This is a genomic window from Rhodoplanes roseus, from assembly GCF_003258865.1.
GTDB classification, from domain to species: Bacteria; Pseudomonadota; Alphaproteobacteria; order Rhizobiales; family Xanthobacteraceae; genus Rhodoplanes; species Rhodoplanes roseus.
On sequence record NZ_NPEX01000073.1, the window covers coordinates 1 to 24,194 of the forward strand.

17 protein-coding genes and 1 tRNA gene are annotated in these 24,194 nt (G+C 69.5%); 11 read left to right on the top strand and 7 right to left on the bottom strand.

The features are described 5' to 3' along the window. Positions 1 to 172 precede the first annotated feature (172 nt). A tRNA-Val gene (locus CH341_RS12790) sits at positions 173 to 247 on the bottom strand. Positions 248 to 461: 214 nt separating this feature from the next. Beyond that, the gene (gene cpdR, locus CH341_RS12795; RefSeq protein WP_210208278.1) at positions 462 to 824 is read right to left on the bottom strand and encodes a cell cycle two-component system response regulator CpdR; all 363 of its coding nucleotides are present in this window, start codon (positions 822 to 824) and stop codon (positions 462 to 464) included. A 298-nt stretch (positions 825 to 1,122) separates the two neighbouring features. Between cpdR and CH341_RS12800 the strand changes: the two genes are divergently transcribed. After that, positions 1,123 to 2,010, top strand: coding sequence for an N-formylglutamate amidohydrolase (locus tag CH341_RS12800; protein ID WP_111419413.1), 888 nt, complete (start codon positions 1,123 to 1,125; stop codon positions 2,008 to 2,010). A 370-nt stretch (positions 2,011 to 2,380) separates the two neighbouring features. On the opposite strand, the gene CH341_RS12805 is transcribed toward CH341_RS12800, so the two are convergent. After that, positions 2,381 to 3,634, bottom strand: a complete 1,254-nt coding sequence (locus tag CH341_RS12805) for an MFS transporter (protein WP_170149602.1) — start codon at positions 3,632 to 3,634, stop codon at positions 2,381 to 2,383. Between the two features lie 305 nt (positions 3,635 to 3,939). Here CH341_RS12805 and hisN point away from each other — a divergent pair, with 305 nt between their 5' ends. Continuing rightward, positions 3,940 to 4,725, top strand: coding sequence for a histidinol-phosphatase (gene hisN, locus CH341_RS12810; protein WP_111419415.1), 786 nt, complete (start codon positions 3,940 to 3,942; stop codon positions 4,723 to 4,725). A gap of 84 nt (positions 4,726 to 4,809) precedes the next feature. Here the strand turns inward: hisN and CH341_RS12815 are convergent, their stop codons facing one another. Then, a complete protein-coding gene (locus CH341_RS12815; RefSeq protein ID WP_111419416.1) occupies positions 4,810 to 5,700 on the bottom strand; it encodes a LysR family transcriptional regulator in 891 nt (296 codons plus the stop codon). 103 nt (positions 5,701 to 5,803) lie between these two features. On the opposite strand from CH341_RS12815, the gene CH341_RS12820 reads away from it, so the two are divergent. Next, the gene (locus CH341_RS12820) at positions 5,804 to 6,673 is read left to right on the top strand and encodes an SDR family oxidoreductase (RefSeq protein WP_111419417.1); all 870 of its coding nucleotides are present in this window, start codon (positions 5,804 to 5,806) and stop codon (positions 6,671 to 6,673) included. Between the two features lie 75 nt (positions 6,674 to 6,748). On the opposite strand, the gene CH341_RS12825 is transcribed toward CH341_RS12820, so the two are convergent. Next, positions 6,749 to 7,696 carry an alpha/beta hydrolase gene (locus CH341_RS12825; protein ID WP_111419418.1) on the bottom strand — a complete coding sequence of 316 codons (948 nt, stop codon included), beginning with the start codon at positions 7,694 to 7,696 and terminating at the stop codon, positions 6,749 to 6,751. A 295-nt stretch (positions 7,697 to 7,991) separates the two neighbouring features. On the opposite strand from CH341_RS12825, the gene CH341_RS12830 reads away from it, so the two are divergent. After that, positions 7,992 to 8,465 (top strand): Hsp20 family protein, encoded by a 474-nt coding sequence (locus CH341_RS12830; RefSeq protein ID WP_111419419.1) that lies wholly within the window; start codon positions 7,992 to 7,994, stop codon positions 8,463 to 8,465. 399 nt (positions 8,466 to 8,864) lie between these two features. Beyond that, on the top strand, positions 8,865 to 11,477 hold the full coding sequence (locus tag CH341_RS12835; RefSeq protein ID WP_111419420.1) for a pyrroloquinoline quinone-dependent dehydrogenase: 2,613 nt from the start codon (positions 8,865 to 8,867) through the stop codon (positions 11,475 to 11,477). A 37-nt stretch (positions 11,478 to 11,514) separates the two neighbouring features. Here CH341_RS12835 and CH341_RS12840 read toward each other — a convergent pair whose 3' ends face one another. After that, complete coding sequence (locus tag CH341_RS12840) at positions 11,515 to 12,042, bottom strand: hypothetical protein (RefSeq protein ID WP_146604459.1); 528 nt, start codon at positions 12,040 to 12,042, stop codon at positions 11,515 to 11,517. Between the two features lie 491 nt (positions 12,043 to 12,533). Between CH341_RS12840 and gltB the strand changes: the two genes are divergently transcribed. Together gltB and CH341_RS12850 are read left to right on the top strand one after the other, a co-directional pair. Continuing rightward, entirely contained in the window at positions 12,534 to 17,249 is a 4,716-nt protein-coding gene (gltB, locus tag CH341_RS12845; protein WP_111419422.1) for a glutamate synthase large subunit, read from the top strand. Positions 17,250 to 17,469: 220 nt separating this feature from the next. Then, positions 17,470 to 18,885: a glutamate synthase subunit beta gene (locus CH341_RS12850; RefSeq protein WP_111419423.1), complete on the top strand. Its 1,416-nt coding sequence runs from the start codon at positions 17,470 to 17,472 to the stop codon at positions 18,883 to 18,885. 30 nt (positions 18,886 to 18,915) lie between these two features. Here CH341_RS12850 and CH341_RS12855 read toward each other — a convergent pair whose 3' ends face one another. Continuing rightward, on the bottom strand, positions 18,916 to 19,845 hold the full coding sequence (locus tag CH341_RS12855; protein WP_146604460.1) for a LysR family transcriptional regulator: 930 nt from the start codon (positions 19,843 to 19,845) through the stop codon (positions 18,916 to 18,918). 260 nt (positions 19,846 to 20,105) lie between these two features. Here CH341_RS12855 and CH341_RS12860 point away from each other — a divergent pair, with 260 nt between their 5' ends. The 4 genes from CH341_RS12860 to CH341_RS12875 all read left to right on the top strand — a co-directional run bounded on the left by CH341_RS12860 (position 20,106) and on the right by CH341_RS12875 (position 24,144). Beyond that, a complete protein-coding gene (locus CH341_RS12860) occupies positions 20,106 to 21,461 on the top strand; it encodes a citrate:proton symporter (protein WP_111419425.1) in 1,356 nt (451 codons plus the stop codon). 53 nt (positions 21,462 to 21,514) lie between these two features. Further along, complete coding sequence (locus tag CH341_RS12865; protein WP_111419426.1) at positions 21,515 to 22,387, top strand: DUF1932 domain-containing protein; 873 nt, start codon at positions 21,515 to 21,517, stop codon at positions 22,385 to 22,387. A 19-nt stretch (positions 22,388 to 22,406) separates the two neighbouring features. Next, the gene (locus CH341_RS12870) at positions 22,407 to 23,096 is read left to right on the top strand and encodes an RraA family protein (protein ID WP_111419427.1); all 690 of its coding nucleotides are present in this window, start codon (positions 22,407 to 22,409) and stop codon (positions 23,094 to 23,096) included. 76 nt (positions 23,097 to 23,172) lie between these two features. Next, positions 23,173 to 24,144 (top strand): amidohydrolase family protein, encoded by a 972-nt coding sequence (locus tag CH341_RS12875; RefSeq protein ID WP_111419428.1) that lies wholly within the window; start codon positions 23,173 to 23,175, stop codon positions 24,142 to 24,144. Positions 24,145 to 24,194: the final 50 nt, after the last annotated feature.

Consider the following 24,194-nt stretch of genomic DNA (forward strand, 5'->3'; position numbering starts at 1 on the left):
CAGGGTGGCGGAGAGAGTCGAGGCCAGAAGAGCGTCGACGCCACCGGTATCGATGGTGGTCTAGCAGTCCGCCGCCGGCAGGGTGATTCGCCCGGCGCCAGTCATGCTCCGTGCGTCCCCGGGAGGGGTGGGACTCTGGTCGTCCGCTGCTTCGGGAGGATGTGGGCCGGCGTGGTGGGCGCGACAGGGATCGAACCTGTGACCCCTACCATGTCAAGGTAGTGCTCTTCCGCTGAGCTACGCGCCCGCCGTTCGCGACGGTTCCGGAACCGGAGTTCCGGCTGGACCCGAGGGTCCGCGGGACCGAGGTCCCGGGTCGGGGACCGTGCGGCCCCGACGTGACGGTTCCTATATCGGCTCGTTCGGGCCGGGGCAAGCGTCGAGGCGAGGTCCGGGCGCGTGCCGGGGCGTGCCGCGGGGCGGCCATGCCGGTGGCCCGGGCGAACGGGCCGAACGGCGCCTCAGGCGGCCGCCAGCATCTTCTGCACCTCGTTCACCAGCTCGCGCAGGTGGAACGGCTTGGACAGCACCTTGGCGTGCTTGGGCGCGGCCGAATCGGGATTGAGCGCAACCGCCGCGAAGCCGGTGATGAACATGATCTTGATGTCGGGATCGAGCTCGGAGGCCCGGCGGGCCAGCTCGATGCCGTCCATCTCGGGCATCACGATGTCGGTCAGGAGGAGCTGGAACGGCTCTTCCCGCAGCCGGTGATAGGCCGACAGGCCGTTGTCGTACGAGGTGACCTCGTAGCCGGCGTTCTGCAGCGCCTTCACCAGGAATCGCCGCATGTCGTTGTCGTCCTCGGCCAGCAGAATCCTCGACATACTGGACATACCTGCACCCGGCTCGTCGTCCGCACGGCGCGGAGCCGCGCTCCGACCGTGTCCCCGTCCCTTGTTCAACATTCCATAAGCCGGAGACCTGGTAAACACGAAGTGAAGCCACGGTCGATCTTGGCAGAGAGTGTCACATCATGGACAATGACAGTTCTCCGACCGCCGCTTCGCTCGGCCCGGCCGGTCGCACGGGGCCGAATCACGGCCCATCCTCGTTCCGGGCCTGCGCGCCGCGGCGGTGCTCCGCGGTCCGTGGTTCAGATCAGTCCATGCCAACCGGAGCCGCATGACCGATTCGTTCGACGAGCTCGATCCTCCGTTCGACGTGCTGGAACCCGCGACCGTGCTCGGGCCGCTGGTGTTCAACTCGCCGCACAGCGGCTCGGTCTACCCACAGAGCTTCCTGGAGCAGACGCGGCTCGACCTCGTCACGCTGCGGCGCTCGGAGGACACCTTCGTCGACGAGCTGTTCGCCAGCGTGGTCGAGCGCGGCTACCCGCTGATGCGGGCGTTCTTCCCGCGCTGCTATGTCGACGTGAACCGCGAGCCCTACGAGCTCGATCCGCGCATGTTCGACGGCCGGCTGCCGTCCTATGCCAACACCCGCTCGATGCGGGTCGCCGGCGGGCTCGGCACCGTGGCCCGGGTGGTCGGCGACGCGCAGGAGATCTACGGCCGGCGCCTTCCGGTGGACGACGCGCTCCGCCGCATCGAGACCCTCTACAAGCCCTACCACCGGACGCTCCGGCGGCTGCTCACCTGCACGCTGCGCGACTTCGGCTCGGCCCTGCTGATCGACTGCCACTCGATGCCGTCGAGCGCCGGCCCGCGCGACGAGCGGCCGCGCGGCGACGTGGTGCTGGGCGACCGCTACGGCACGAGCTGCTTCCCGATCGTTTCCGAGACGGTCGAGACGGCGCTGCGCGACCTCGGCTACACGGTCGGCCGCAACAAGCCCTATGCGGGCGGCTTCATCACCGAGCATTACGGCAGCCCGACCACCGGCCTGCACGTCCTGCAGTTCGAGATCAATCGGGCGTTGTACATGGACGAGCGGCGCCAGATTCGCGCGGCCGGCTTCGAGCGTGTCGCTGCCGACATCGCCGTCGTGGTCGACCGCCTGGCGGAGCTCCCGCTGGAGGAGCTCAAGCCCTGCCGCACTGCGGCCGAGTAGAAACGCGAGCACCTCTCGACTCAAGGTAAGTATAACAGTCGCCCGCTCACGGCATAATTGTCGGGAGCAGTGGCTGCATCTAAAGTTAATCAATCATAACGCGAAAGCCGTCTTCCCAGCATCCGGGCCAGGGTTGTCCAAGCATTCACGGCAACCGAATGAAGTCTAGACACAAAAAAAGAGGCCGCCGGCGTGTGCCAGCGGCCCAAGTCTAGGGAGGAAACGCCCAAGGAGGGCGGCGGTAACACGAGTAAACGCGCTACCGCACCGCCGAAATATGTCATCGCGTCGCACAAAATGCAAGCCGAGCAAGGCATGGCCGGTCCGCGCCGAGCGTGTTCCTTGGCAGCAGTTGCCAAAACGCCATAGACTAATGGAGGGGGTCGCGCACTGCCCGATAAACCAGCATGCCTGCGACGCAGAACACAAATTGTGCAAGGAAAACCGCGCGATACGCGTCCAGCGGGTGGTGGCCGGCGGGGGAATCGAAAAGATTGATGATTAGTCCCCCGAGTAGCTGCGACAGAAAGCCGCCCCCCATCGTCCCCATGTTCATCAGGGTCATGCCGCGGCCGATGAGGCGCTCGGGAAACAGGGCGCGCCCGTGGGCGATCACCACCGGCAGGAAGGCGGAGCAGAAGCCGAAGGCCGCCAGCCAGGCCCACAGGCCGAGCGGCGGCAGCGTGCCGGCCCCCGCCAGGAGCAGCAGCAGCGCCGCCGTGGCGCTGGCGCCGGTGAGGGTGGCGGTCCGGTAGCCGCCGAACAACCGGTCGGCGCCGCCCCAGACGATCATGCCGAACGCCTGGGTGAGTGCCGGGATGAACAGCAGCGATCCGCGGGCGGTGAGGTCGTGGCCATAGGCATGGGTGAGGTAGGGGCCGCCCCACAGGCCGACCACCAGCGCGTAGCTCGAATAGGCGGTCAGGTTCATCACGAAGAGACGCGGCACGCCGGGCTGCCGCCACACCTCGACGACCCCGCGCAGGCCGTCCGCCACGGTCTCGCGCCCGGCCCGGGGAGCGGCGGGCGGCGCCCGCATCAGCACGGCGACCAGGACCCCGACCAGGCCCATCGCGGCCGCCGTCGCGACGAAGGTGGCGCGCCAGCCGGCCGCCGCGGTCGCGAAGGCGAGCGGCGCGGTGGCGAGCAGCGAGCCGAGGGTGCCGACGCCGAGCTGCAGGCCGGCCAGCGCGGCGAACCGCTCCGGCGCAAAGCTGCGGGCGTAGAAGGCGAGCGGCGCCATCAGGTAGCACGAGGTGCCGATGCCCATCAGGGCGCGTGCCGCCAGCATCTCGGCGGCATCGGTCGCGGCGGCGAACTGCAGGGTGCTGCCGACCACCAGGACGGCGCAGACCAGCATGATGCGCTTCGGCCCGTAGCGGTCGATCGCCACCCCGAGCGGAATCTGTGCGGCCACGAAGACGAAGAAGAACACGCTGGAGATCAGCGCGACGTCGGCGGCCGTCAGGCCGATCTCGACCGTCAGGGTCGGCGCCAGCACGGCGATGCCGTTGCGCAGGAACTGGCTCACCGCATAGGCGGCGCCGAGCGTCGCGACCAGCGCGGTCATGCGGAGGGTCCGGCCGCCGGCCGGGCCGGCCGACGGCGTCTCGGGTTGGGTCATGTGAAAGCCCCGGCGGAGCCGCCCGCGGCCCCGGACCCTGGGTGGCACGCGGGCGACCGGCCAGCAAGCTCCGCGGTCCGCCGGGCGGCGGCTCGGCGGGGCGAGACGAACGGGTTGCCCGGCGGCGCGACCTCTTATAGGCCATCCTGGCCCGCCGTTACCGGCCGACCGCCGGCGGCGCGCCGACTGTTTCGAAGGCATTGCGGCCGGCCGGGCGCCGGCGAGACCATGGCGGACGACGTGATCTCACTGACACCATTTTCAAAGCGGGCCGCGCCATCGCCCCGCCGGGGCGAGGGGCCATCATGACGGCAATCGATTTTTCGGCGTTCATCGACAAGCTCGCGACCGTGTCGGGAGAGGCGATCCTGCCGTTCTTCCGCACCTCGCTGACCATCGACGACAAGAGCACGGGCGGCGCCTTCGATCCGGTGACGGCCGCCGACCGCGCCGCCGAGCTCGCCATGCGGGCGCTGATCCGCGACATGTTTCCGGGCCACGGCATCGTCGGCGAGGAGTTCGGCGCCGACCGGCCCGACGCCGAATACGTCTGGGTGCTGGACCCGATCGACGGCACCAAGTCCTTCATCTCCGGCATGCCGGCCTGGGGCACGCTGATCGCGCTGACCCGCAAGGGCCGCCCGGTCTTCGGAATGATGCACCAGCCGTATTACGGCGAGCGCTTCTCGGGCGACGGCGAGGCGGCGCAGTATCGCGGTCCGCGCGCCGAGCGCACCCTGATGGTGCGGCCCTGCGAGAGCCTCGACCGCGCCGTGCTGTTCACCACCAGCCCACGGCTGATGAACGCCGCCGACCGGGCCGCCTTCGGCCGGGTCGAGGAGACGGTGCGGCTGTCGCGCTACGGCGGCGACTGCTACGCCTACTGCATGCTGGCGGCCGGCCATATCGACCTCGTCGTCGAGACCGAGCTGAAGCCCTACGACGTCGCCGCCCTGATCCCGATCGTCGCCGGCGCCGGCGGCATCATGACCACCTGGGAGGGCGAGCCGGCCGAGACGGGCGGCCGCATCGTCGCCGCCGGCGACCGCCGCGTCCACGCCGCCGCCCTGAAGATCTTGCAGGCGGGGTAGCGGAGCGGGCGGGCGCCCAGGCTTGTGGCGCCCAGGCTTGTGGCGCCCAGGTCCGGGGTCGATCGAGGTCGCGGTGCGCCGCCGTCACTTGCCGATGAAGGCCGCGAGCTCGTCCGGCGTGCCCATCGGAAAGGCTCTTTTCAGATGGTCGAGGAACGCCGACACCCGGGCGCTGAGCAGCCGCCGGGACGGATAGAGCGTCCACACCGTGATGTCGGGTGCGTCGATGTCGCCCCAGTGGACCAGCGTGCCGTCGGCGAGGTCGTGGCTGACCAGTGACAGCGGGAGGCGGGCGGCGCCGACTCCCGCCCGCACCGCGTCCCGCACCATGACGAGCGACGAGAGCGCGAGGACCGGCGCGACCGCGATGGTCGACCGGCCGGCCGGGACCTTCACGGCCCAGGTCTGTCGATCGCCGGGCGACCGCACAACCGCTGGCGCGACGGCCTCTCCGACCGGGCGAGCGAGGGCCGGGCTCGCCACCGCCAACAGCCGGTCGCGCAGGAAGGCGCGTCCGACCAGGCTGTCGTCGGGGTCCGGGTCGACCCGGATCACCAGGTCGAAGCCCTCCTCGATCATGTCGACGGCCCGGTCTTCCGTCGTGATCTCGAGCCGCACCTCCGGATAGGCCAACGCGAAGCCGGCGGCGATCTTGCCCATCGCGGTTTGCGAGAACAGCAGGGGAGCGCTGATCCGCAACCGGCCGCGTGGCCGCTCGCCGCCGGAGGCGATCGCCGCCGCCGCGTCCTCCAGCTCGGCGAGCAGCCGGCCCGCTCGTTCGGACAGCGCACGGCCTTCCTCGGTGAGCTTCAGGGTCCGCGTGCCGCGCTCGAACAGGCGCAGGTCGAGGGCCGCCTCCAGCTCTGCGACGCGGCGGGACAGCGTCGCCTTGGGGCGTCCCGCCGCCCGCGCCGCGCGTCCGAACCCGCCGTGCCGGGCGACCAGGGTGAAATCAGCGAGAGCCAGCAGGTCCATTGTTCCACCAGTGAGACAGTAAGTCTAAATATAACGGCTATCGGCACGAATTTGGATCGCTAATTTTCGGGATGTCTTCTGACCCCAACCCGGAGTGATCCCCATGACCATCCTCGTCACCGGTGCCACCGGCCGCGTCGGCCGCCATGTCGTCCATGAGCTCGTGCAGCGTGGCGCCAGCGTGCGCGCCCTCGTCCGCAATCCCGCCCAGGCCCGTGTCCCGGCCGGCGTCGAGGTCGTGCGCGGCGACCTCCTGGACATCGATTCGCTGCGCGCCGCGTTCGACGGCGTGAGCACGTTCTTCCTGCTCAACGCGGTCGCGGCGGACGAATTCACTCAGGCGCTGGTGGCCCTCAACATCGCTCGCGAGGCCGGCGTCGAGCGGGTCGTCTATCAGTCGGTGCTCCACAGCGACCGCTTCGTCGACGTGCCGCACTTCGCCGTGAAGGCCGGCGGCGAGCGGATGCTGGAGCAGATGGGGTTCGGCGCGACGATCCTGCGTCCGGCCTACTTCATCGACAACGACCTGATGATCAAGGACGTGGTCGCGACTCACGGCGTCTATCCCATGCCGCTCGGCAGCAAGGGCATCGCCATGGTCGACGCTCGCGACATCGCCGAGGTCGCGGCGATCGAGCTGATCCGTCGCGAGCGGGCGCCCGGCAAGCTGCCGTTCGACACCATCGACCTGGTCGGCCCCGAGACGCTGACCGGCGCGGACGTCGCAGCGATCTGGTCGGAGGTCCTGGGGCGCCCGGTCGCCTATGGCGGCGACGACCCCACCCCGTTCGAGCGGACCCTGGCGACCTTCATGCCGAAGTGGATGGCCTACGAGATGCGCCTGATGGCGACGCGGTATGTCAGCGACGGCATGGTTCCGACGGCCGGCACCGTTCGGCGTCTGACGGACCTTCTCGGTCGTCCGCTGCACACCTATCGCGCGTTCGCGACGGCGGTGGCCGCCGCGGCTTGAGAGCGACGGCGGATCGCCGCGCCGACGAGGCCTCGGGTCGAGCCACGGCCGGCCCGAGGTCTCGTCGGCTCGCCGTCACCCGTACAGCGGCGTGCCGGGAACGAAGGCGTCGAAGGCGGCCCAGAACAGCTTTCGGATCTGGTCCTGCTCCATCAGCAGGTCGTGCATGGCGCCCGGGATCACCAGGTGCGAGCCGGCCCGCAGATGGGTGCCGAAGCGCTCGATCGCCTCGGCCGAGACGATCTCGTCGCGGCCGCCGGCGACCAGCAGCATCGGCTGGCGCAGCCGCGCCGCGTAGTGCGGCCGCTGCATCGCCGCCATGGTGCGATAGGCGGCATCGGCCCAGGCCACCGTCGGGGCCGCCACGGCGAGGGCCGGCTCCGCCTCGATCACGGCGGCCGTGCGGGCGTGGCGGATCGGGTCGGAGGTCAGCGGATTGTCGGCGAAGGGCTGGAAGGCGGCGACGCGGCCGCTGCCGCCCGGAACCGTGAGACGGCCGAGCCCGAGCAGCCGCAGCGTGCGGGCGACCGGCGCGGCGGCGCCGAACAGCGGCTGGTGCGCCAGCCCGATCATCGGGCTCGCCAGCACCATGCGGTCGAACCAGCGATGCCCGCGCGCCGCCGATTCGATCAGCACGGTGGCGCCCATGCCGTGGCCGAGCGCGAAGAACGGCGGCGGGCAGTCGGGCAGCACCACCTCCTTCACGAAGGTCTCGAGGTCGATCAGATAGTCGGAGAAGCGGCGCGCATGGCCCTTGCGGCTGTCGCGCACCGCCCTGGCCGACAGGCCCTGACCGCGAAAGTCGATGGTCGCCACGGCAAACCCGCGATCGCGCAGGTCGCGCGCCACCTCGAAATACTTCTCGATGAACTCGGCGCGGCCCTGGAACAGGCAGACCGTGCCCCTGCGGCCCGGCGGCGGCGCGAAGCGCGCATAACGTAGCGTCACGCCGTCTGGCGTCTCGATGCTGCCGACCGATGTGTCGCTGGGCGCCGGATTGGCCGGAATGGAGACGAGGTTCATCGCGAGGCTTTCACCGCGTGGGCGTTCACCGCGGAAGGCGGGCCGCGCGCGGCGGACGGCCGCTTATAGCAGGACCGACCCGACGCTCAACCGCCGGCGCGACCGGTCGCGGCCGTACCCCGGTCCGGTGCGACAAGGTCGCCGCAGCCGCCGTCGAGACGTACGGGAGGGTCTTGAAGGTCGTTTTCAGGCTCCCATATCAGCTTTGGCGCCGGCCCTTCGGCGGCGCTCGAACGGGTCCGGCCAGCATGGCGGACCGTTTCGCGAAAGCTCATCGCTCTCAGGAGGATATGCTATGCGCACGACTTTCGACCTGACCCCGCTGTACCGCTCCACCGTCGGTTTCGACCGGCTGTTCTCGATGCTCGATCAGGCCACCGGCTTCGACGGCCAGGGCTCGTCCTATCCGCCCTACAACATCGAGCGGACCGGCGAGAACGCCTATCGCATCACCCTCGCGGTGGCGGGCTTCGCCGCCCAGGACCTCGCCATCGAGGCCAAGGAGAACACGCTGACGGTGCGCGGCGACAAGCAGGCGCCGAAGCAGGAGGAGAGGAAGGGCGACGTCCTGTATCAGGGCATCGCGGCGCGCGCCTTCGAGCGCGTCTTCCAGCTCGCCGACTTCGTCGAGGTCCGCGGGGCCTCGCTCGAGAACGGGCTCCTGCACATCGACCTCGTCCGGGAGATTCCCGAGAAGATGAAGCCGCGCCAGATCGCCATCGGCAACGTCCAGGCGACCGGCCAGGTGATCGAGTCCAAGGCCGCCTGAGGGCGTCCGCCTGACGGCGGCCGCGTGACGGCGACATCCTGACGACGGCCCGGCGGCCAGCCGGGCCCACCGACCGCGAGGAGCGCGCCCCAGAGTGCGCCTGGTCGCGAAACTGGAAGCGCCCCGCCCGGGGCGCTTTCTTTTTGAGCGGCGTGCATGATCGGCCGCTCGGCGGTGCAAGTGCTCTGCCCGGCCCGACGACGGCGTCGGGTGGCCTCCCTCCTGCGGGCTTCGGTCACGCGCCCGCCTGCCGCTGCGACATGGTGCTGCGCGCCCTCATCCGATTCCCCGCCGAGGCGTTGGCGACAGGAACGGACGATGGTCGCGGGAGCGACATTGCTGATCTGTCGGCGGCCTCTCTCCCCCCAAGTCTCGGACGAACACGAGGAGGAAGAGCGCATGAGCCGCACCACGCGAGCGTCGGCGGGACATTCGGCGGCGGGAGATTCGGCCGGGCAGGGAGCCTGGCGGTGGCTCTATCTGGCCTTCGCATCGCTGGCGGGCCTTCTGGGGCTCGCGATGGCGGTGCTCGGCGTTCGCCTCCTCCTCCTGGGCGGTACGGCTTATTACCTGGTGGCGGGCCTCCTGCTCCTCGGCGGCGGGCTCCTCCCATGGTGGCGGCGGGATCGGCTGGCGCTGCTTGCCTTCAGCGCCGCGGTTCTGGCGACGCTGGTCTGGTCCATGGTCGAGATCGGCGGCAAAGGCTGGCTGCCGGCCTGGGGATTCGACCTCGCCGCCCGTATCGGCCTCGTCGCGGGCCTGGTGGCCGCTGCGGTCGTGGCCTTCGTGTTCTGGAGGACGCCGCCGGGCAGCGGCTGGCGGCGCGGCGCGGTGGCCGGACTCGGAGCCGCGGTCGCGTCTCTCGCCGGCCTCGTGGCGGTCCACTGGGAGCGGGCCGAGGCGTCGGCGGCGGGTGCCGTGCCGGAGCAATCGCGTGCGACGGTGCCCCCGGGATTGGATGCAGGCGGCGAATGGGCCGCCTTCGGCGGCACCACGCTCGGCCGGCGCTACTCGACCCTGGCGCAGATCCACACCGGAAACGTGCGAGACCTGAAGGACGCCTGGACCTTCAGGAGCGGCGACGTCGGACCCAGCGAAGGCCGCGTCTTCTACTCGTCCCAGAACACGCCGATCAAGGCGGAGGACCTGCTCTACACCTGCAGCAGCAGCAACCAGGTCCATGCGCTGGATCCGGGGACCGGCGAGGTTCGCTGGCATTTCGATCCCCAGGTGCCGGTGCGCAGCATGGAATCGCTGTTCAGCGCCGCCTGCCGCGCCGTCGCCTATTTCGACGACGGCGATCCGGCCGGCCGACCCGAGAACGTCGCCCGGATGCCGAGCGTGCCCGGTGTCATGGCGGCCGTGCCGAGAGGCGGCAGCATGTGCCACCGCCGCGTGTTCGTCACCACACCGGACGGACGGCTGATCGCGCTGGACGCGGTCGCCGGGTTCGTGTGCCGCGGCTTCGGCGACAACGGCACCGTCGACCTCACCGAGGGCATGGGCCTGCGGCAGGCCGGCTTCGCCTCCAACACGTCGGGTGCGACGGTGGCGGGCGGGCTGCTCGTCCTCGGCCAGCAGGTCAGCGACAATCAGCGGCGTGACGCCCCGTCCGGGGTGGTGCGGGCCTACGACGCGCGCACCGGAGCGCTCCGCTGGGCCTGGGACGCGCTGCGTCCCGATCCCCAGGCGCCGCTCGCGCCCGGGGAAATTTTCCCGCGCGGCACCCCGAATGTCTGGAACGTCGTCTCGGCCGACGAGTCGCTGGGCCTCGCCTTTCTCGGCACCGGCAATCCGGGCGCCGACCACTGGGGCGGCAACCGCTCGCCCGAGGAGGACCGGTTCACGGCCGCCGTGGTGGCCGTCGACCTGGCGACCGGCGCCACGCGCTGGTCGTTCACCACGGTCTGGCACGATCTCTGGGACTACGACATCGGAGCCCAGCCGATGCTGGTCGACGTGTCCATCGACGGCACCACCCGGCGTGCGGTGCTGCAGGGCACCAAGGGTGGCGATCTGTTCCTGCTCGATGCGGCCACCGGAGAGCCGCTGCGACCGGTCGTCCATCGCGCGGTTCCGCAGGACGGCAGCCTGCCGGGCGAGCGCGTCGCCCCGACGCAGCCGCGGTCGGTCTTCTTCCCGAATCTGGGCGGTGTTCCCGGCCGGGACCCGGAGACCATCGACGGCCGCCACATCTGGGGCGTGACGCCGATCGACGCCGCCCTGTGCCGCATCGGCTTTCACCAGCGCCGATACGCCGGCAGCTTCACGCCGCCGACCGTCGACGCGAAGGGAATCGTGCTGCTGCCCGGCACGGTCGGCGGGATGAACTGGGGCGGGCTGGGATTCGATCCGGTCCGCCGGCTGGTCATCGCCAACTATTCCCGCCTACCCAACATCGTCGACATGACGCCCCGGGCCGGGGTCGAGGACCGGCCGGTCGGCTCCGGCGGCGCCCGGCCGGACCAGCCGATCGCGCCGCATTCCGGGACACCTTACGGCGTGAACCGGCCGATGTGGCTGTCCGGGCTCGATGTGCCGTGCCTCGCCCCGCCCTGGGGCTTCATCGCGGCGACCCATATCGACACCGGCGAGCTGGTCTGGTCGAAGCCGCTCGGCACCGGCTTCGACACGGGCCCGCTGGGCATTCCGACCCGCCTCAAGATCCCGATGGGCACGCCCAATCTCGGAGGACCGCTGGTGACGGCGGGCGGCCTGACCTTCATCGCCGCCGCCCAGGACGACTTTCTCCGCGCCTTCGAGACGGCGACGGGGCGGCTGCTCTGGCAGGCCCGTCTGCCGGCCGGCGGACAGGCGGGCGCCATGAGCTACGAGCACCAGGGCAGGCAGTACATCGCCATCACGGCGACGGGCCACGCCCGGTTCGAGACGACCCAGGGCGACTATCTGAAGGTGTTCGCGCTGGACGGCGCGACTGCCGACCTGACCGGTCTGCCGCCGCGTGAGCGCAGCACCGTTCGCGAGGCCGAGCGGGAGAACGAGGCGCCCTAGGATCGGACCGGGCGGACGCGATGGGCGCCTGCGGCGATCAGTTCAGCGGAGCGATCGGGACGTCGATGGCGCCGGGGGCGCGGGGCGGGATCCGGCGTCCCGGGGTCGAGCCGGTGGCCTCGCTGCGGCCCGGCTCGGCCGCGGGGCGCGCGGCCGGGGCCGGTGGGGTCTCGGCCGCAGGGGGCGTGCGACCCGGGCGGGCGTTCGGGATACTTCGTGGCGGCACCAGGCGCGGCTCGGCCCCGCGTCCGAAGATCCACGGCGGGATCGGCCGCCGCGGTGTCGCGACCGGTTTGGCGACCGGTTTCGAGGGCGCCGGGTTCGCTGCCGGTCTCGACGAGGCGGGTTTGGGCGGGGCGGTGCGTGCCTTGTCGGGGCTCTGGGCCGGTGTGCCGGCGCCGGACGGCTCCCCCGGCAGGGCGTCGACCCGGGCCGACAGGGCCGCGGCGCGATCCGGCCCGGCGAGGCCGGCCAGGAGCGTGAAACCGCCTGCCGCCAGGCAGAGCAGCGCGATCGGCGCCCGGCGTACGCGCACCCGCCCGTCCCGTGTTCCCCTGCTGTTCATGCCGGCCCCCTTGCCCGCCGCATTGGAGCCCCCAAATTCGGGCAGGGCTGGGGCGCCGCGCGCAACCGATCGGCGGTGCGGCCGGCGCTGTGAAAAGCCCAGCGACAGCGGTACTTCGCTGCTGGGTGCAGGCTCCCGTCCCCTGGCGCGCGCAATGAAGTTCGGGCAAAGTCCCCGAATCTGAAACGCGGTGCCTTGAATGCATGGCGAGAGTTTGGCATTGTTATTTAGGACAGCATTGCTGTCCCAGTTTACTGGATCGGTACTGACAGCTCCGGTTCGGGCCTTCGCGGGCCCGGCACATGGCGACTGCGGTCGCGCCGCCGGAGGGTGCCACATGGCGTCGCCCGGCCGCATGCCTGGCCGGTGACAACGAGCCCGTTGGTGTCGCAGCACGGAGGCGTGCGGCGGCGCAGCGGGCGCGCCCGCGTCGATTGCGCACGTTCACGGGAACGGGCGGGCCGGACGGGCGAGCGAGCGAGGGTTTGCACATGACCGCGATCAGGTCCGGCTCGAGTGTCGAGGACCAGCAGGCCACCCGGCCGCAGGCTGCGGATGCGGCGACGACGCTGCCCGCCGCCGCGCAGGCGCGCGGCCTCTATGATCCGGCTCTGGAGAAAGACTCCTGCGGCGTCGGCTTCATCGCCGACATCAAGGGCCGCAAGTCGCACCAGATCGTCGCCGACGCGCTGTCGATCCTGTGCAATCTGGAGCATCGCGGCGCCGTCGGGGCCGATCCGCGCGCCGGCGACGGCGCCGGCATCCTGGTCCAGATCCCGCACAAGTTCTTCGCCAAGAAGGCGGCGGAGCTCGGCTTCGCGCTGCCGGAGCCCGGCAAGTACGCGGTCGCGCAGGTGTTCCTGCCGCACGACGAGGACCGCCGCCAGGAGATCATGGACCTCATCGCCGCCCAGGCGCAGCGCGAGGGCATGACGATCCTGGGCTGGCGCGACGTGCCGAGCGACGACTCGAGCCTCGGCGAGTCGGTGAAGCCGACCGAGCCGTTCCACCGCCAGATCTTCATCGGCCAGGGCGACCGCCGGTTCGACGAGGACACGTTCGAGCGCCGCCTCTACATCGTGCGCAAGACCATCTCGAGCATGCTCTACGAGAAGCGCGGTCGGAACACCGCGCTCTATTATCCGGTGTCGTTCTCGTGCCGCACCGTGATCTACAAGGGCATGTTCCTGGCCGATCAGCTCGGCAGCTACTACCCTGATCTGTCCGATCCGGACTTCGAGAGCGCGCTCGCGCTGGTGCATCAGCGCTTCTCGACCAACACCTTCCCGACCTGGTCGCTGGCGCATCCGTACCGCTTCATCGCCCACAACGGCGAGATCAACACGCTGCGCGGCAACGTCAACTGGATGGCGGCCCGGCAGGCCTCGGTGCGCTCCGAGCTGTTCGGTGACGACATCGAGCGGCTGTGGCCGATCTCCTACGAGGGCCAGTCGGACACCGCCTGCTTCGACAACGCGCTCGAGTTCCTGTTCCAAGGCGGCTACTCGCTCGCCCATGCCGTGATGATGATGATTCCGGAGGCGTGGGCCGGCAACCCGCTGATGGACGAGCAGCGGCGCTCCTTCTACGAGTACAACGCCGCGCTGATGGAGCCGTGGGACGGCCCGGCCGCCATCGCCTTCACGGACGGCCGCCAGATCGGCGCGACGCTGGACCGCAACGGCCTGCGTCCGGCCCGCTACATCGTCACCCGCGACGACCGCATCCTGATGGCCTCCGAGATGGGCGTGCTGCCGATCCCGGAGAAGGACATCGTCGTCAAGTGGCGCCTGCAGCCCGGCAAGATGCTGCTGGTCGACCTCGTCGAGGGCCGACTGATCCCGGACGACGAGATCAAGGCCTCGCTCGCCGGCAAGAACCCCTACCGCGAGTGGCTCGACCGCACCCAGCTCGTGCTCGAGGATCTGCCGCCGGCGGCCAGCCGCCCGCTCGCCTCCAACCTGGCGCTGCTCGATCGCCAGCAGGCGTTCGGCTACTCGCAGGAGGACACCCGCATCCTGATGGCGCCGATGGCGTCGACCGGCGAGGAGCCGGTCGGCTCGATGGGCAACGACACGCCGATCTCGGCGCTGTCGGCCAAGTCGAAGCTGCTGTTCACCTACTTCAAGCAGAACTTCGCGCAGGTGACGAACCCGCCGATCGACCCGATCCGCGAGGAGCTCGTCATGAGCCTCGTGTCGATCATCGGGCCGCGCCCGAACCTGTTCGACCTCGAAGGCCTGTCGAAGGTGAAGCGGCTGGAGGCGCGCCAGCCGATCCTGACCAATCAGGATCTGGAGAAGATCCGCTCGATCGCCGAGATGGACGGGTCGGACTTCCGCTCGACCACGCTCGACACCACCTGGCTGGCGAGCGACGGCGCCGACGGGCTGCGCCCGGCCGTGGCGGCGCTGTGCGCCAAGGCCGAGCGCGCCGTGCGCGACGGCTTCACCATCATCATCCTGTCCGACCGCGCGGTCGGCGCCGACCGGATCCCGATCCCGTCGCTGCTCGCCTGCGCGGCCGTGCACCACCACTTGATCCGCCAGGGCCTGCGCACCTCGGTCGGCCTGGTGGTCGAGTCCGGTGAGCCGCGCGAGGTCCACCACTTCTGCTGCCTCGCCGGCTACGGCGCGGAAGCGATCAATCCTTATCTCGCCTTCGAGTCGCTGCTCGCCATGAAGGGCGAGCTGCCGAACAAGCTCGACGACAAGGAGATCGTGAAGCGCTACATCAAGTCGATCAACAAGGGCCTGCTGAAGGTGATGTCCAAGATGGGCATCTCCACCTACCAGTCCTATTGCGGCGCCCAGATCTTCGACGCGGTCGGCCTCAAGTCGGACTTCGTGCACGCCTACTTCACCGGCACGGCGACCCGCATCGAAGGCGTCGACATCGAGGAGATCGCCGAGGAGACGGTGCAGCGTCATCGCGACGCCTTCGGCGACGCGCCGGTCTATCGCAACGCGCTCGACGTCGGCGGCGAGTACGCCTACCGCACCCGCGGCGAGGAGCACGTGTGGACGGCCGCGACCGTGGCGGCGCTCCAGCACGCCGTGCGCGGCAACTCGCAGGACCGCTACCGCGCCTTCGCGTCGATGGTGAACGAGCAGTCCGAGCGGCTGCTGACCATCCGCGGCCTGTTCCGCATCAAGTCGGCGGAGGAGGACGGCCGCACCAAGGTGCCGCTCGACGAGGTCGAGTCGGCCGTCTCGATCGTCCGGCGCTTCGCCACCGGCGCCATGTCCTACGGCTCGATCTCGCGCGAGGCGCACACCACCCTCGCCATCGCCATGAACCGGATCGGCGGCAAGTCGAACACCGGCGAGGGCGGCGAGGAGGCGGACCGCTACAAGCCGATGCCGAACGGCGACTCGATGCGCTCCTCCATCAAGCAGGTCGCCTCGGGCCGCTTCGGCGTCACCACCGAGTATCTGGTCAACTCCGACGTCATGCAGATCAAGATGGCGCAGGGGGCGAAGCCCGGAGAGGGCGGCCAGCTCCCCGGCCACAAGGTCGACAAGACGATCGCCCGGGTGCGTCACTCGACGCCGGGCGTCGGCCTGATCTCGCCGCCGCCGCATCACGACATCTACTCGATCGAGGATCTGGCGCAGCTCATCTTCGACCTGAAGAACGTCAACCCGGCCGGCGACGTGTCGGTCAAGCTGGTCTCCGAGGTCGGCGTCGGCACGGTCGCGGCCGGCGTCTCCAAGGCGCGGGCCGACCACGTGACGATCTCGGGCTTCGAGGGCGGCACCGGCGCGGCGCCGCTCACCGCGGTCAAGCACGCCGGCAGCCCGTGGGAGATCGGCCTCGCCGAGACCCACCAGACGCTGGTCGCCAACCGGCTGCGCGGCCGCATCGCCGTGCAGGTCGACGGCGGCGTCCGCTCGGGCCGCGACGTGGTCGTGGGCGCGCTGCTCGGCGCCGACGAGTTCGGCTTCGCCACCGCGCCGCTGATCGCCGCCGGCTGCATCATGATGCGCAAGTGCCACCTCAACACCTGTCCGGTCGGCGTCGCCACCCAGGATCCGGTGCTGCGCGCCCGCTTCAAGGGCACGCCCGAGCACGTCATCAACTACTTCTTCTTCGTCGCCGAGGAAGTCCGCGAGCTGATGGCCGAGATGGGCTACCGCCGCTTCGAGGACATGGTCGGGCAGATGCAGATGCTGGACCAGCGCCGTCTGGTCGAGCACTCGAAGGCCAAGGGCCTCGACTTCTCGCGGCTGTTCATGAAGCCGATGGCGCCGGCGGGCGTCCACATCCGCAAGTCCGAGAACCAGGACCACGGCCTGCACAAGGTGCTGGACCGCAAGCTGATCGCCGAGGCCCAGCCGGCGCTCGACCGCGGTGCGCCGGTGCGCATCGTCGCCGAGATCCACAACACCGACCGCAGCGCCGGCGCGATGCTGTCCGGCGAGATCGCCAAGCGCTACGGCCATGCCGGCCTCCCGGACGACACGATCCACATCCGGCTCGTCGGCACGGCCGGGCAGAGCTTCGGTGCCTGGCTGGCGCATGGCGTCACGCTCGAGCTGGAGGGCGACGCCAACGACTATGTCGGCAAGGGCCTGTCGGGCGGGCGCATCATCGTGCGGCCGTCGACCGAGTCGAGCATCGTGCCGGAGGAGTCGATCATCGTCGGCAACACCGTGATGTACGGCGCCATCGCGGGCGAGTGCTACCTGCGCGGCGTCGCCGGCGAGCGCTTCGCGGTGCGCAACTCGGGCGCCATCGCGGTGGTCGAGGGCGCCGGCGATCACTGCTGCGAGTACATGACGGGCGGCATCATCGTCGTGCTCGGCACCACCGGGCGCAACTTCGCGGCCGGCATGTCGGGCGGCATCGCCTATGTGCTGGACGAGGACGGTACCTTCGAGAAACGCTGCAACATGGCGATGGTCGAGCTGCAGCCGCTGCCGGCCGAGGAGGCCGTCAACGCGCAGGTCTACGGTCAGTCCAAGGATCTCGAGACGGCCGGCCGGGTCGAGGTGCTGCGCGACATGACCCGCTGGGACGCCGAGCGGTTGCATCTGCTGATCACCCGGCACGCGCGCTTCGCGGGCTCGCGCCGGGCCCAGCAGATCCTCGACGGCTGGGCCGAGTACCTGCCCAAGTTCCGCAAGGTCATGCCGCTCGAATACAAGCGCGCGCTCGCCGAGCTCGCGAAGGAGCAGGAGGCCGCCATGCAGGCGGCCGAGTGAGGACGAGCAGGGTGATTGTTTCCTGGTCATTCCGGGGCGCCGCGCAGCGGCGAGCCCGGAATCCATACTCACAGACAGGGGTTATGGATTCCGGACAGCCGACCTTCGGTCGCCTTCCGGAATGGCGGGATCCTCGGACGGATTGAGAGAGCTCCAGGCGTGGACCGGGGGCGCGCGACCGGCCTGATGACCGGCTCTGCGGCAAGGATCGAGAAGAACGATGGGTAAGGTCACGGGTTTCCTGGAGTTCGAGCGCACCGACCGCACATACGCGCCGGTCGAGGAGCGCCTGCGCAATTATCGCGAGTTCGTGCTGCCGCTGCCGGAGGGCGACCTCAAGCAGCAGGCGGCGCGCTGCATGAACTGCGGCATCCCGTACTGTCACACCGGCTGTCCGGTGAACAACCAGATCCCGGACTGGAACGACCTCGTCTATCTGGACGACTGGAAGACGGCGGCGCTGAACCTCCACTCGACCAACAATTTCCCGGAGTTCACCGGCCGCGTCTGCCCGGCGCCGTGCGAGGAAGCCTGCACGCTCAACCTCGAGGACAACCCGGTCACCATCAAGACGATCGAATGCGCGATCGCCGACAAGGCGTTCGAGCAGGGCTGGCTGATCCCCGACGTGCCGGCCGTGAAGACCGGCCGCAGGGTCGCGGTGGTCGGCTCCGGCCCGGCCGGCCTCGCCTGCGCCCAGCAGCTCGCCCGCGCCGGCCACGACGTCCACGTCTTCGAGAAGTTCGCCAAGGCCGGCGGCCTGCTGCGCTACGGCATCCCGGACTTCAAGCTGGAGAAGCACCTGGTCGAGCGCCGCGTCGCCCAGATGGAGGCCGAGGGCGTCACCTTCCATTACGGCGCCCATGTCGGCGTCACCGTGAAGGCGCAGGAACTCGTCGACGGCTTCGACGCCGTCGTGCTGGCCGGCGGCTCCGAGAAGCCGCGCGACCTGCCGATTCCGGGCCGCGAGCTCGCCGGCGTGCATTTCGCCATGGACTTCCTGCCGCAGCAGAACCGGCGCAACGGCGACGAGGCGTTCGACGCCGCGCCGATCCTGGCGACCGGCAAGCACGTCGTCGTCATCGGCGGCGGCGACACCGGCTCCGATTGCATCGGCACCTCGGCCCGCCAGGGCGCCGCCTCGATCGTGCAGCTCGAGATTCTGCCGCGTCCGCCCGAAAAGGCCGACAAGCTGACCACCTGGCCGAACTGGCCGCTCAAGCTGCGCACCTCGTCGTCGCACCTGGAGGGTGCCGACCGCGAGTTCTCGGTGCTGACCGAGAAGTTCTCCGGCGAGAACGGGCAGGTGAAGACGCTGCATTGCGTCCGGGTCGACGACAAGATGAAGCCGATCCCGGGCTCCGCCTTCGAGCTGAAGGCCGAGCTGGTGCTGCTCGCCATGGGCTTCGTGCATCCGGTGAAGGACGGCATGCTGGCCGAGCTCGGCGTCTCGCTGGATCCGCGCGGCAATGTCGCGGCCGACACCGAGAGCTATCGCACCTCGGTCGACAAGGTGTTCACGGCCGGCGACATGCGGCGTGGCCAGTCGCTGGTCGTGTGGGCGATCCGCGAAGGCCGTCAGGCCGCCCGCGCCGTCGACGAGTATTTGATGGGCGTCTCGGCCCTGCCGCGGTAGGACGTTCCCGACCCTTGCGGATGCCGGCGCTTATCCGCAGTGTGTCCGGTCGGACGCCGATACGTCCGGCCCATGTTTCTGCAGCACGTCGATGAAGTAGCGGGTGGCCGGCGACAGATAGGCGTTGGCGCGGCAGCCGATGTCCATCGTCCTCTCCATGGTGGTCTGGACGTTCGGGATTTCGACGATTCCCCGATTGTCCCGACCCGAGCCGATGTTGAGCCGCGACACGAAGGCGAGCAGATCGGTCTCGACGAGAATCTTCGGCGCCGAGAGCAGCAGTCTGGTGGTGACGACCGCCTCCGGCGGCGGAAGGTCGGACTGGAGAAACACCTTTTCGAGCCATCGCCGCGTGGAGACGGAGGGCAGGGGCAGCACCCAGCCGTACTTGCTCATCTCCTTCAGGGTCGCCGTCTTGCGAGACAGCGGGTGACCGGATCGCCCGACGACCACGACCGTGTCCGCGAACAGCGGCGTCGTCGCGATTCCGTCGTTCGCGGTGGTCAGGCGGGCGGGGCTCACCGTGACGTCGAGGGCGCCGTTGCGTAGTGCGTCCTGCAGCACGACGTCGAGCGCGACATCGATCAGCAGGTGAATCTGCGGCGCCTGCTCGCGGAGAATTCTGCAGATCTTCGGGATCACGAACGAGGCGATCGAGCCGGCGCAGCCGACCCGCACGAGCCCGGCGACGCCTCGCCCGAGCTCCGAGACCTCGCGGCGGATGTCCTGAAGATCGTGCTCGACGACTCGCAGTCGCTCGGCCAGGCGCTGCCCGGCTTCGGTCAGCACGATGCCGCGTCCGGCGCGCTCGAACAGCCTGACCCGGTAGCCGTCCTCGAGCCGTGTGATGCATTTCGACAGCGCGGGCTGGGTGACGTGGAGCGCCTCGGCGGCCCGGCCGATGTGGCCGAGATCGGCGATCTTCAGGAAGTAGCGGAGATCGCGGAAATCGACACTCATGACCGGCAGGAATGATTGGATGAGGCTTTGCGAATAGACGCCGCTCACGGTGGTGTCAATATCCGGCGCGTCTCGAGTCGAACCGACCACGAAGCCATCCCGCCTCGGACGTCCGATTCAGTTCTCCGACCTCTGTCCTCTTCGACCGGCACGAGCGCCGGACCCTCTCGCTCGCGCACCGACCCCCGAACGGCAATGTACGACACGTGGCGTGGTGCTCCCGCGAGGAGTGCGAGCGCGCCGAATCTCGGGAGTGACGAATGATCGCGCTTCTCGGTTATCTGATGATCGTCAGCTTCCTGTTGCTGGTGATCGGAAAGAAGGCGTCGGCCTTCGGCGGCCTGATCCTCGTCTCCGTCGTGTTCGGTCTCGCGGCCGCCTATCTGAGCGGTCACGACGCCTCGACGCTGATGACGTGGTTCCGCGACGGCCTCTTCTACACCTCCAAGAACGGCAAGGTGTCGCTCGGGACCATCAATCCGACCGTCATGATCCTGTTCGCGATCATGTATTTCAGCGTGATGATGAACGTCGGTCTGTTCGATCCGCTGTGCACGTTCCTGATCCGCAAGGCCAAGGGCGATCCGCTCAAGATCATCCTGGTGACGGCGGCGACCGCGACCGCCGTGACGCTCGACGGCGACGGCACCACGACCATCCTGATCATCACCGCGACCTTCGTGCCGCTCTACAAGCGCATGGGCATGAAGCTCTCCAACCTGGCGATGCTGATCATCCTTCCGACCGGCCTCGGCAACTGCCTGCCGTGGGGCGGGCCGCTGGCGCGCGCCGCGGCCGTTCTGAACGTCGAGGTGAACGAGCTGTTCGTTCAGATCCTGCCGATCCTCGGGGTCTCGATCCTCTACGTCTTCGGCATGGCCTGGATGATGGGCGTGCGAGAGCGCAAGCGGCTGGGCTTCGGCGCCGCCGGCACCCAGGCGATCGCGCCGGAGCAGATCGAGGAGATGGTCGCCGTCATCCTCGAGAACGACGAGGTGCTCAAGCGCCCGCGGCTCTTCCTCCTCAATCTGGCGCTCACGCTCACGGTGCTCGGCGTCCTGCTGATGGGCTGGGTCAGCGGCGCGCTCGCCTTCACGATCGGCACCGCCTTCGCGCTGGCCATCAACTACTCGGCGGCCGAGCAGCGCGAACGGATCGCGGCGAACGGCGGCGACGCGATCGCGGTCACCTCGATCATCATCGCGGCCGGGTTCTTCCTCGGTACGCTCAACGGCAGCGGCATGGCGGCGGCGATCGCGCAGACGCTGACCGAGCTCCTTCCCGAGTCGCTCGGCAGTCACGTCGCGATCATCTTCGCCTTCGTCGGCGCGATCGCCTGCTACGCTCTGCCGGTCGACGCCTACTACTTCGGAATCCTCCCGGTCGTCGCACCGATCGCCTACAAGTACGGCATCACCCCGACCGAGATCGGCATGGCGGCCTTCATGGGCCAGGCGATCCGCTACGGCAGCCCGACGGTTGCATGGCTGTTCCTGCTGATGGATCGGACCGAGATGTCGTTCAGCGAGTATCAGAAGACGTTCTTCCTCTACTCCATCCCGATGTTCTTCCTCTTCATCGTGACCGCGATCGCGACCGGCGTTCTGCCGGTGTGATCGATCGGCCCCGGCTGGGCGCGCCGGAGCGAGCTCAACGGAGTGCAAAAGGCATGACCACGTTAGGATTTCTGGGATTCGGCGAGGCGGCGTTCAACATCGCCGCCGGACTGAGAGAGGCCGGCCTCGAAGGAATCCGGGCCTACGACAAGGCCTGGAACGTCGAGGGACAAGCGAAGCTCGTCCTCGACCGCGCCGCCGGCGCGAAGGTCACTCTGGATCGGACCATGGAGGATCTGATCCGCAAGGTCGACGTCGTCGTCTGCTCGATCAGCGCCGACGCCGCGATCCCGGTCGCCGAGGCGAGCGTCCCCTTCCTGACCAAGTCTCAGATCTACGTCGATTTGAACTCGGCCGGGCCGGACACCAAGGTCGCGGTCGACAAGATCGTCTCGCCGCGGGCGACCTTCGTCGACGTCGCGGTGATGGGTGCGGTTCCGGGTAATCGTCACAAGGTGCCGATGCTGGCCGCCGGTGCGGGCGCACAGCCCCTTCGTGAGTTCCTCGCGCCCTACGGTGCGAACATCACGGTGCTCGACGGCCCGCCCGGCAAGGCCTCGGCGTCGAAGATGTTCCGCAGCATCTTCATGAAGGGTTTCATGATGCTGCTCCTGGAGACCGTGGTCGCGGGGCGGACCTTCGCGCTCGAGGACGACATCCTCACGTCGATCGGTAAATCGCTGAACGCCGAGGATTTCAACGCCTATGCGAGCGACATCCTGTGCCGCGGCGTGATTCATTCGGCGCGGCGCGAGCACGAGATGGACGAGGTGATCGCGACGCTGAAGAGCATCGACGTTGACGCCACCATGTCGGAGGCGACCAAGGCGAAGCTGAACTGGTGCACGCGCCACGAGCTGCGCGATCACTTCGGCGGAGTCGCACCGAAGGACTATCACGAGATCTTCGCCGCGCTTCAGGCCTAACGACAGAGGAACCAGCATCATGGCCAATCCAGGCTTCCGCATCTACACCAAGATCGACCGCCCCGACCGGGCGCTGGTCGAGAGCTTCCGCGGGCTTCCGGTCGCCAATATCGGCGACACGATCAACCGCTCGTTCATCTTCGACGCGCGGATCCGCAGGGTCAGCAAGGGCAGTCTGCTCGGCACCGCCTTCACGGTGAAGACGCGCGCCGGCGACAATCTCATGTTCCACAAGGCACTGCAGATGGCGCAGCCGGGCGACGTGGTGGTCGTCGACGCGCACGGCGACTGCACCACCGCGATCACGGGCGAGCTGATGATGCAGGACGCCGCCCGCAAGGGCCTCGCCGGCATCGTGATCGACGGCGCCATCCGCGACCTCGCTTCGCTGCGCGAGATGGAGCTGCCGATCTACGCGGCCGGTGTCACCCCGGCCGGCCCCTACAAGGACGGCCCCGGCGAGATCAACGTTCCGGTGTCGATCGGCAGCGTCGTCGTGCGGCCGGGCGACATCCTGGTCGGTGACGAGGACGGCATCGTCGTCGTCCGTCCGGGCGACGCCGCCGAGACTCTGGAGAAGGCGCGCAAGAAGCACGCCGCCGAGGAGGCGACCGTCAAGGCGATCGCGGCCGGCACCCGCGACATGGCGTGGATCGACAAGGAGCTCAAGGCGAAGGGCTGCGAGTTCATCGACGACGTCTGCCCCTGATCCGTCCGACGTGACGGCTCGGGCGCCGTCGAGGCGCCCGAGCGCCACAGCGATTCGTCACGAAAGGGAGTTTGCGATGAGACGAAACGATGTCGATCGGCGCACGCTGTTGCAGGCGGCGGCGGGCCTCGGCCTCGCGGCCGGTCTCGGCACCGGGCTCGGCACCGCACCGGCGCGGGCCGACGCGGTCCCCTTCTCGGCCGGCACCGAGCGTCCGAAGCTGGTGGCGCCGCCCGGCGCTTGCGACTGCCATCACCACATCTACGATACGCGCTTTCCTTACATTCCCGGCGCGACCCTCAAGCCGCCGCCGGCCACGGCGTCCGACTATCGGCTGCTGCAGAAGCGCCTCGGCACCACCCGCAACGTCGTCGTCACGCCGTCGACCTACGGCACCGACAACTCCTGCACGCTCGACGCGATCGCGCAGCTCGGCCCGGGGGCGCGCGGCGTCGCCGTGATCGGGCCAGACATCACCGATGCCGAGCTGAAGCGTCTCGACGCGGGCGGCATCCGTGGCGTCCGCTTCAACATCTCGCGCGGCGCGGCCGCCACCGTCGAGATGATGGAGCCGCTGTCGCGCCGCATCGCGCCACTCGGCTGGCACGTTCAGGTGCACATCGCCGGCAAGGAGCTGCCGAGCATCGCCGATGTGCTGAACAAGGTCGCCTCGCCGATCGTGTTCGATCACCTCGGGCGCATCCCGCAACCCGCCGGCCGCGACCATCCCGCCTTCGGCGTGATCGCCCGGCTGCTCGAGAAGGGCCGCACCTGGGTCAAGCTGTCGGAAGCCGATCGCGAGTCGAAGTCCGGACCGCCGCGCTACGAGGACACCGGCCGGTTGGTCGCGGCCTTCATCGCGCTCGCCCCCGAGCGGCTGGTGTGGGGAAGCGACTGGCCGCATCCGGCCGCCACCAACGGCGAGGTGCCGCTGGAGGACGACGCGGCGCTGCTCGACCTGATGCTCGACTGGGCGCCGGACGCGGCGCTGCGGCACCGCATCCTGGTCGACAACCCGGCCGTGCTCTACGGCTTCCCGAAGGCCTGAGGATCGCGGCGGCCGTCGTTCGGCGCCCACGAACGGCGGTCACCGTGAAC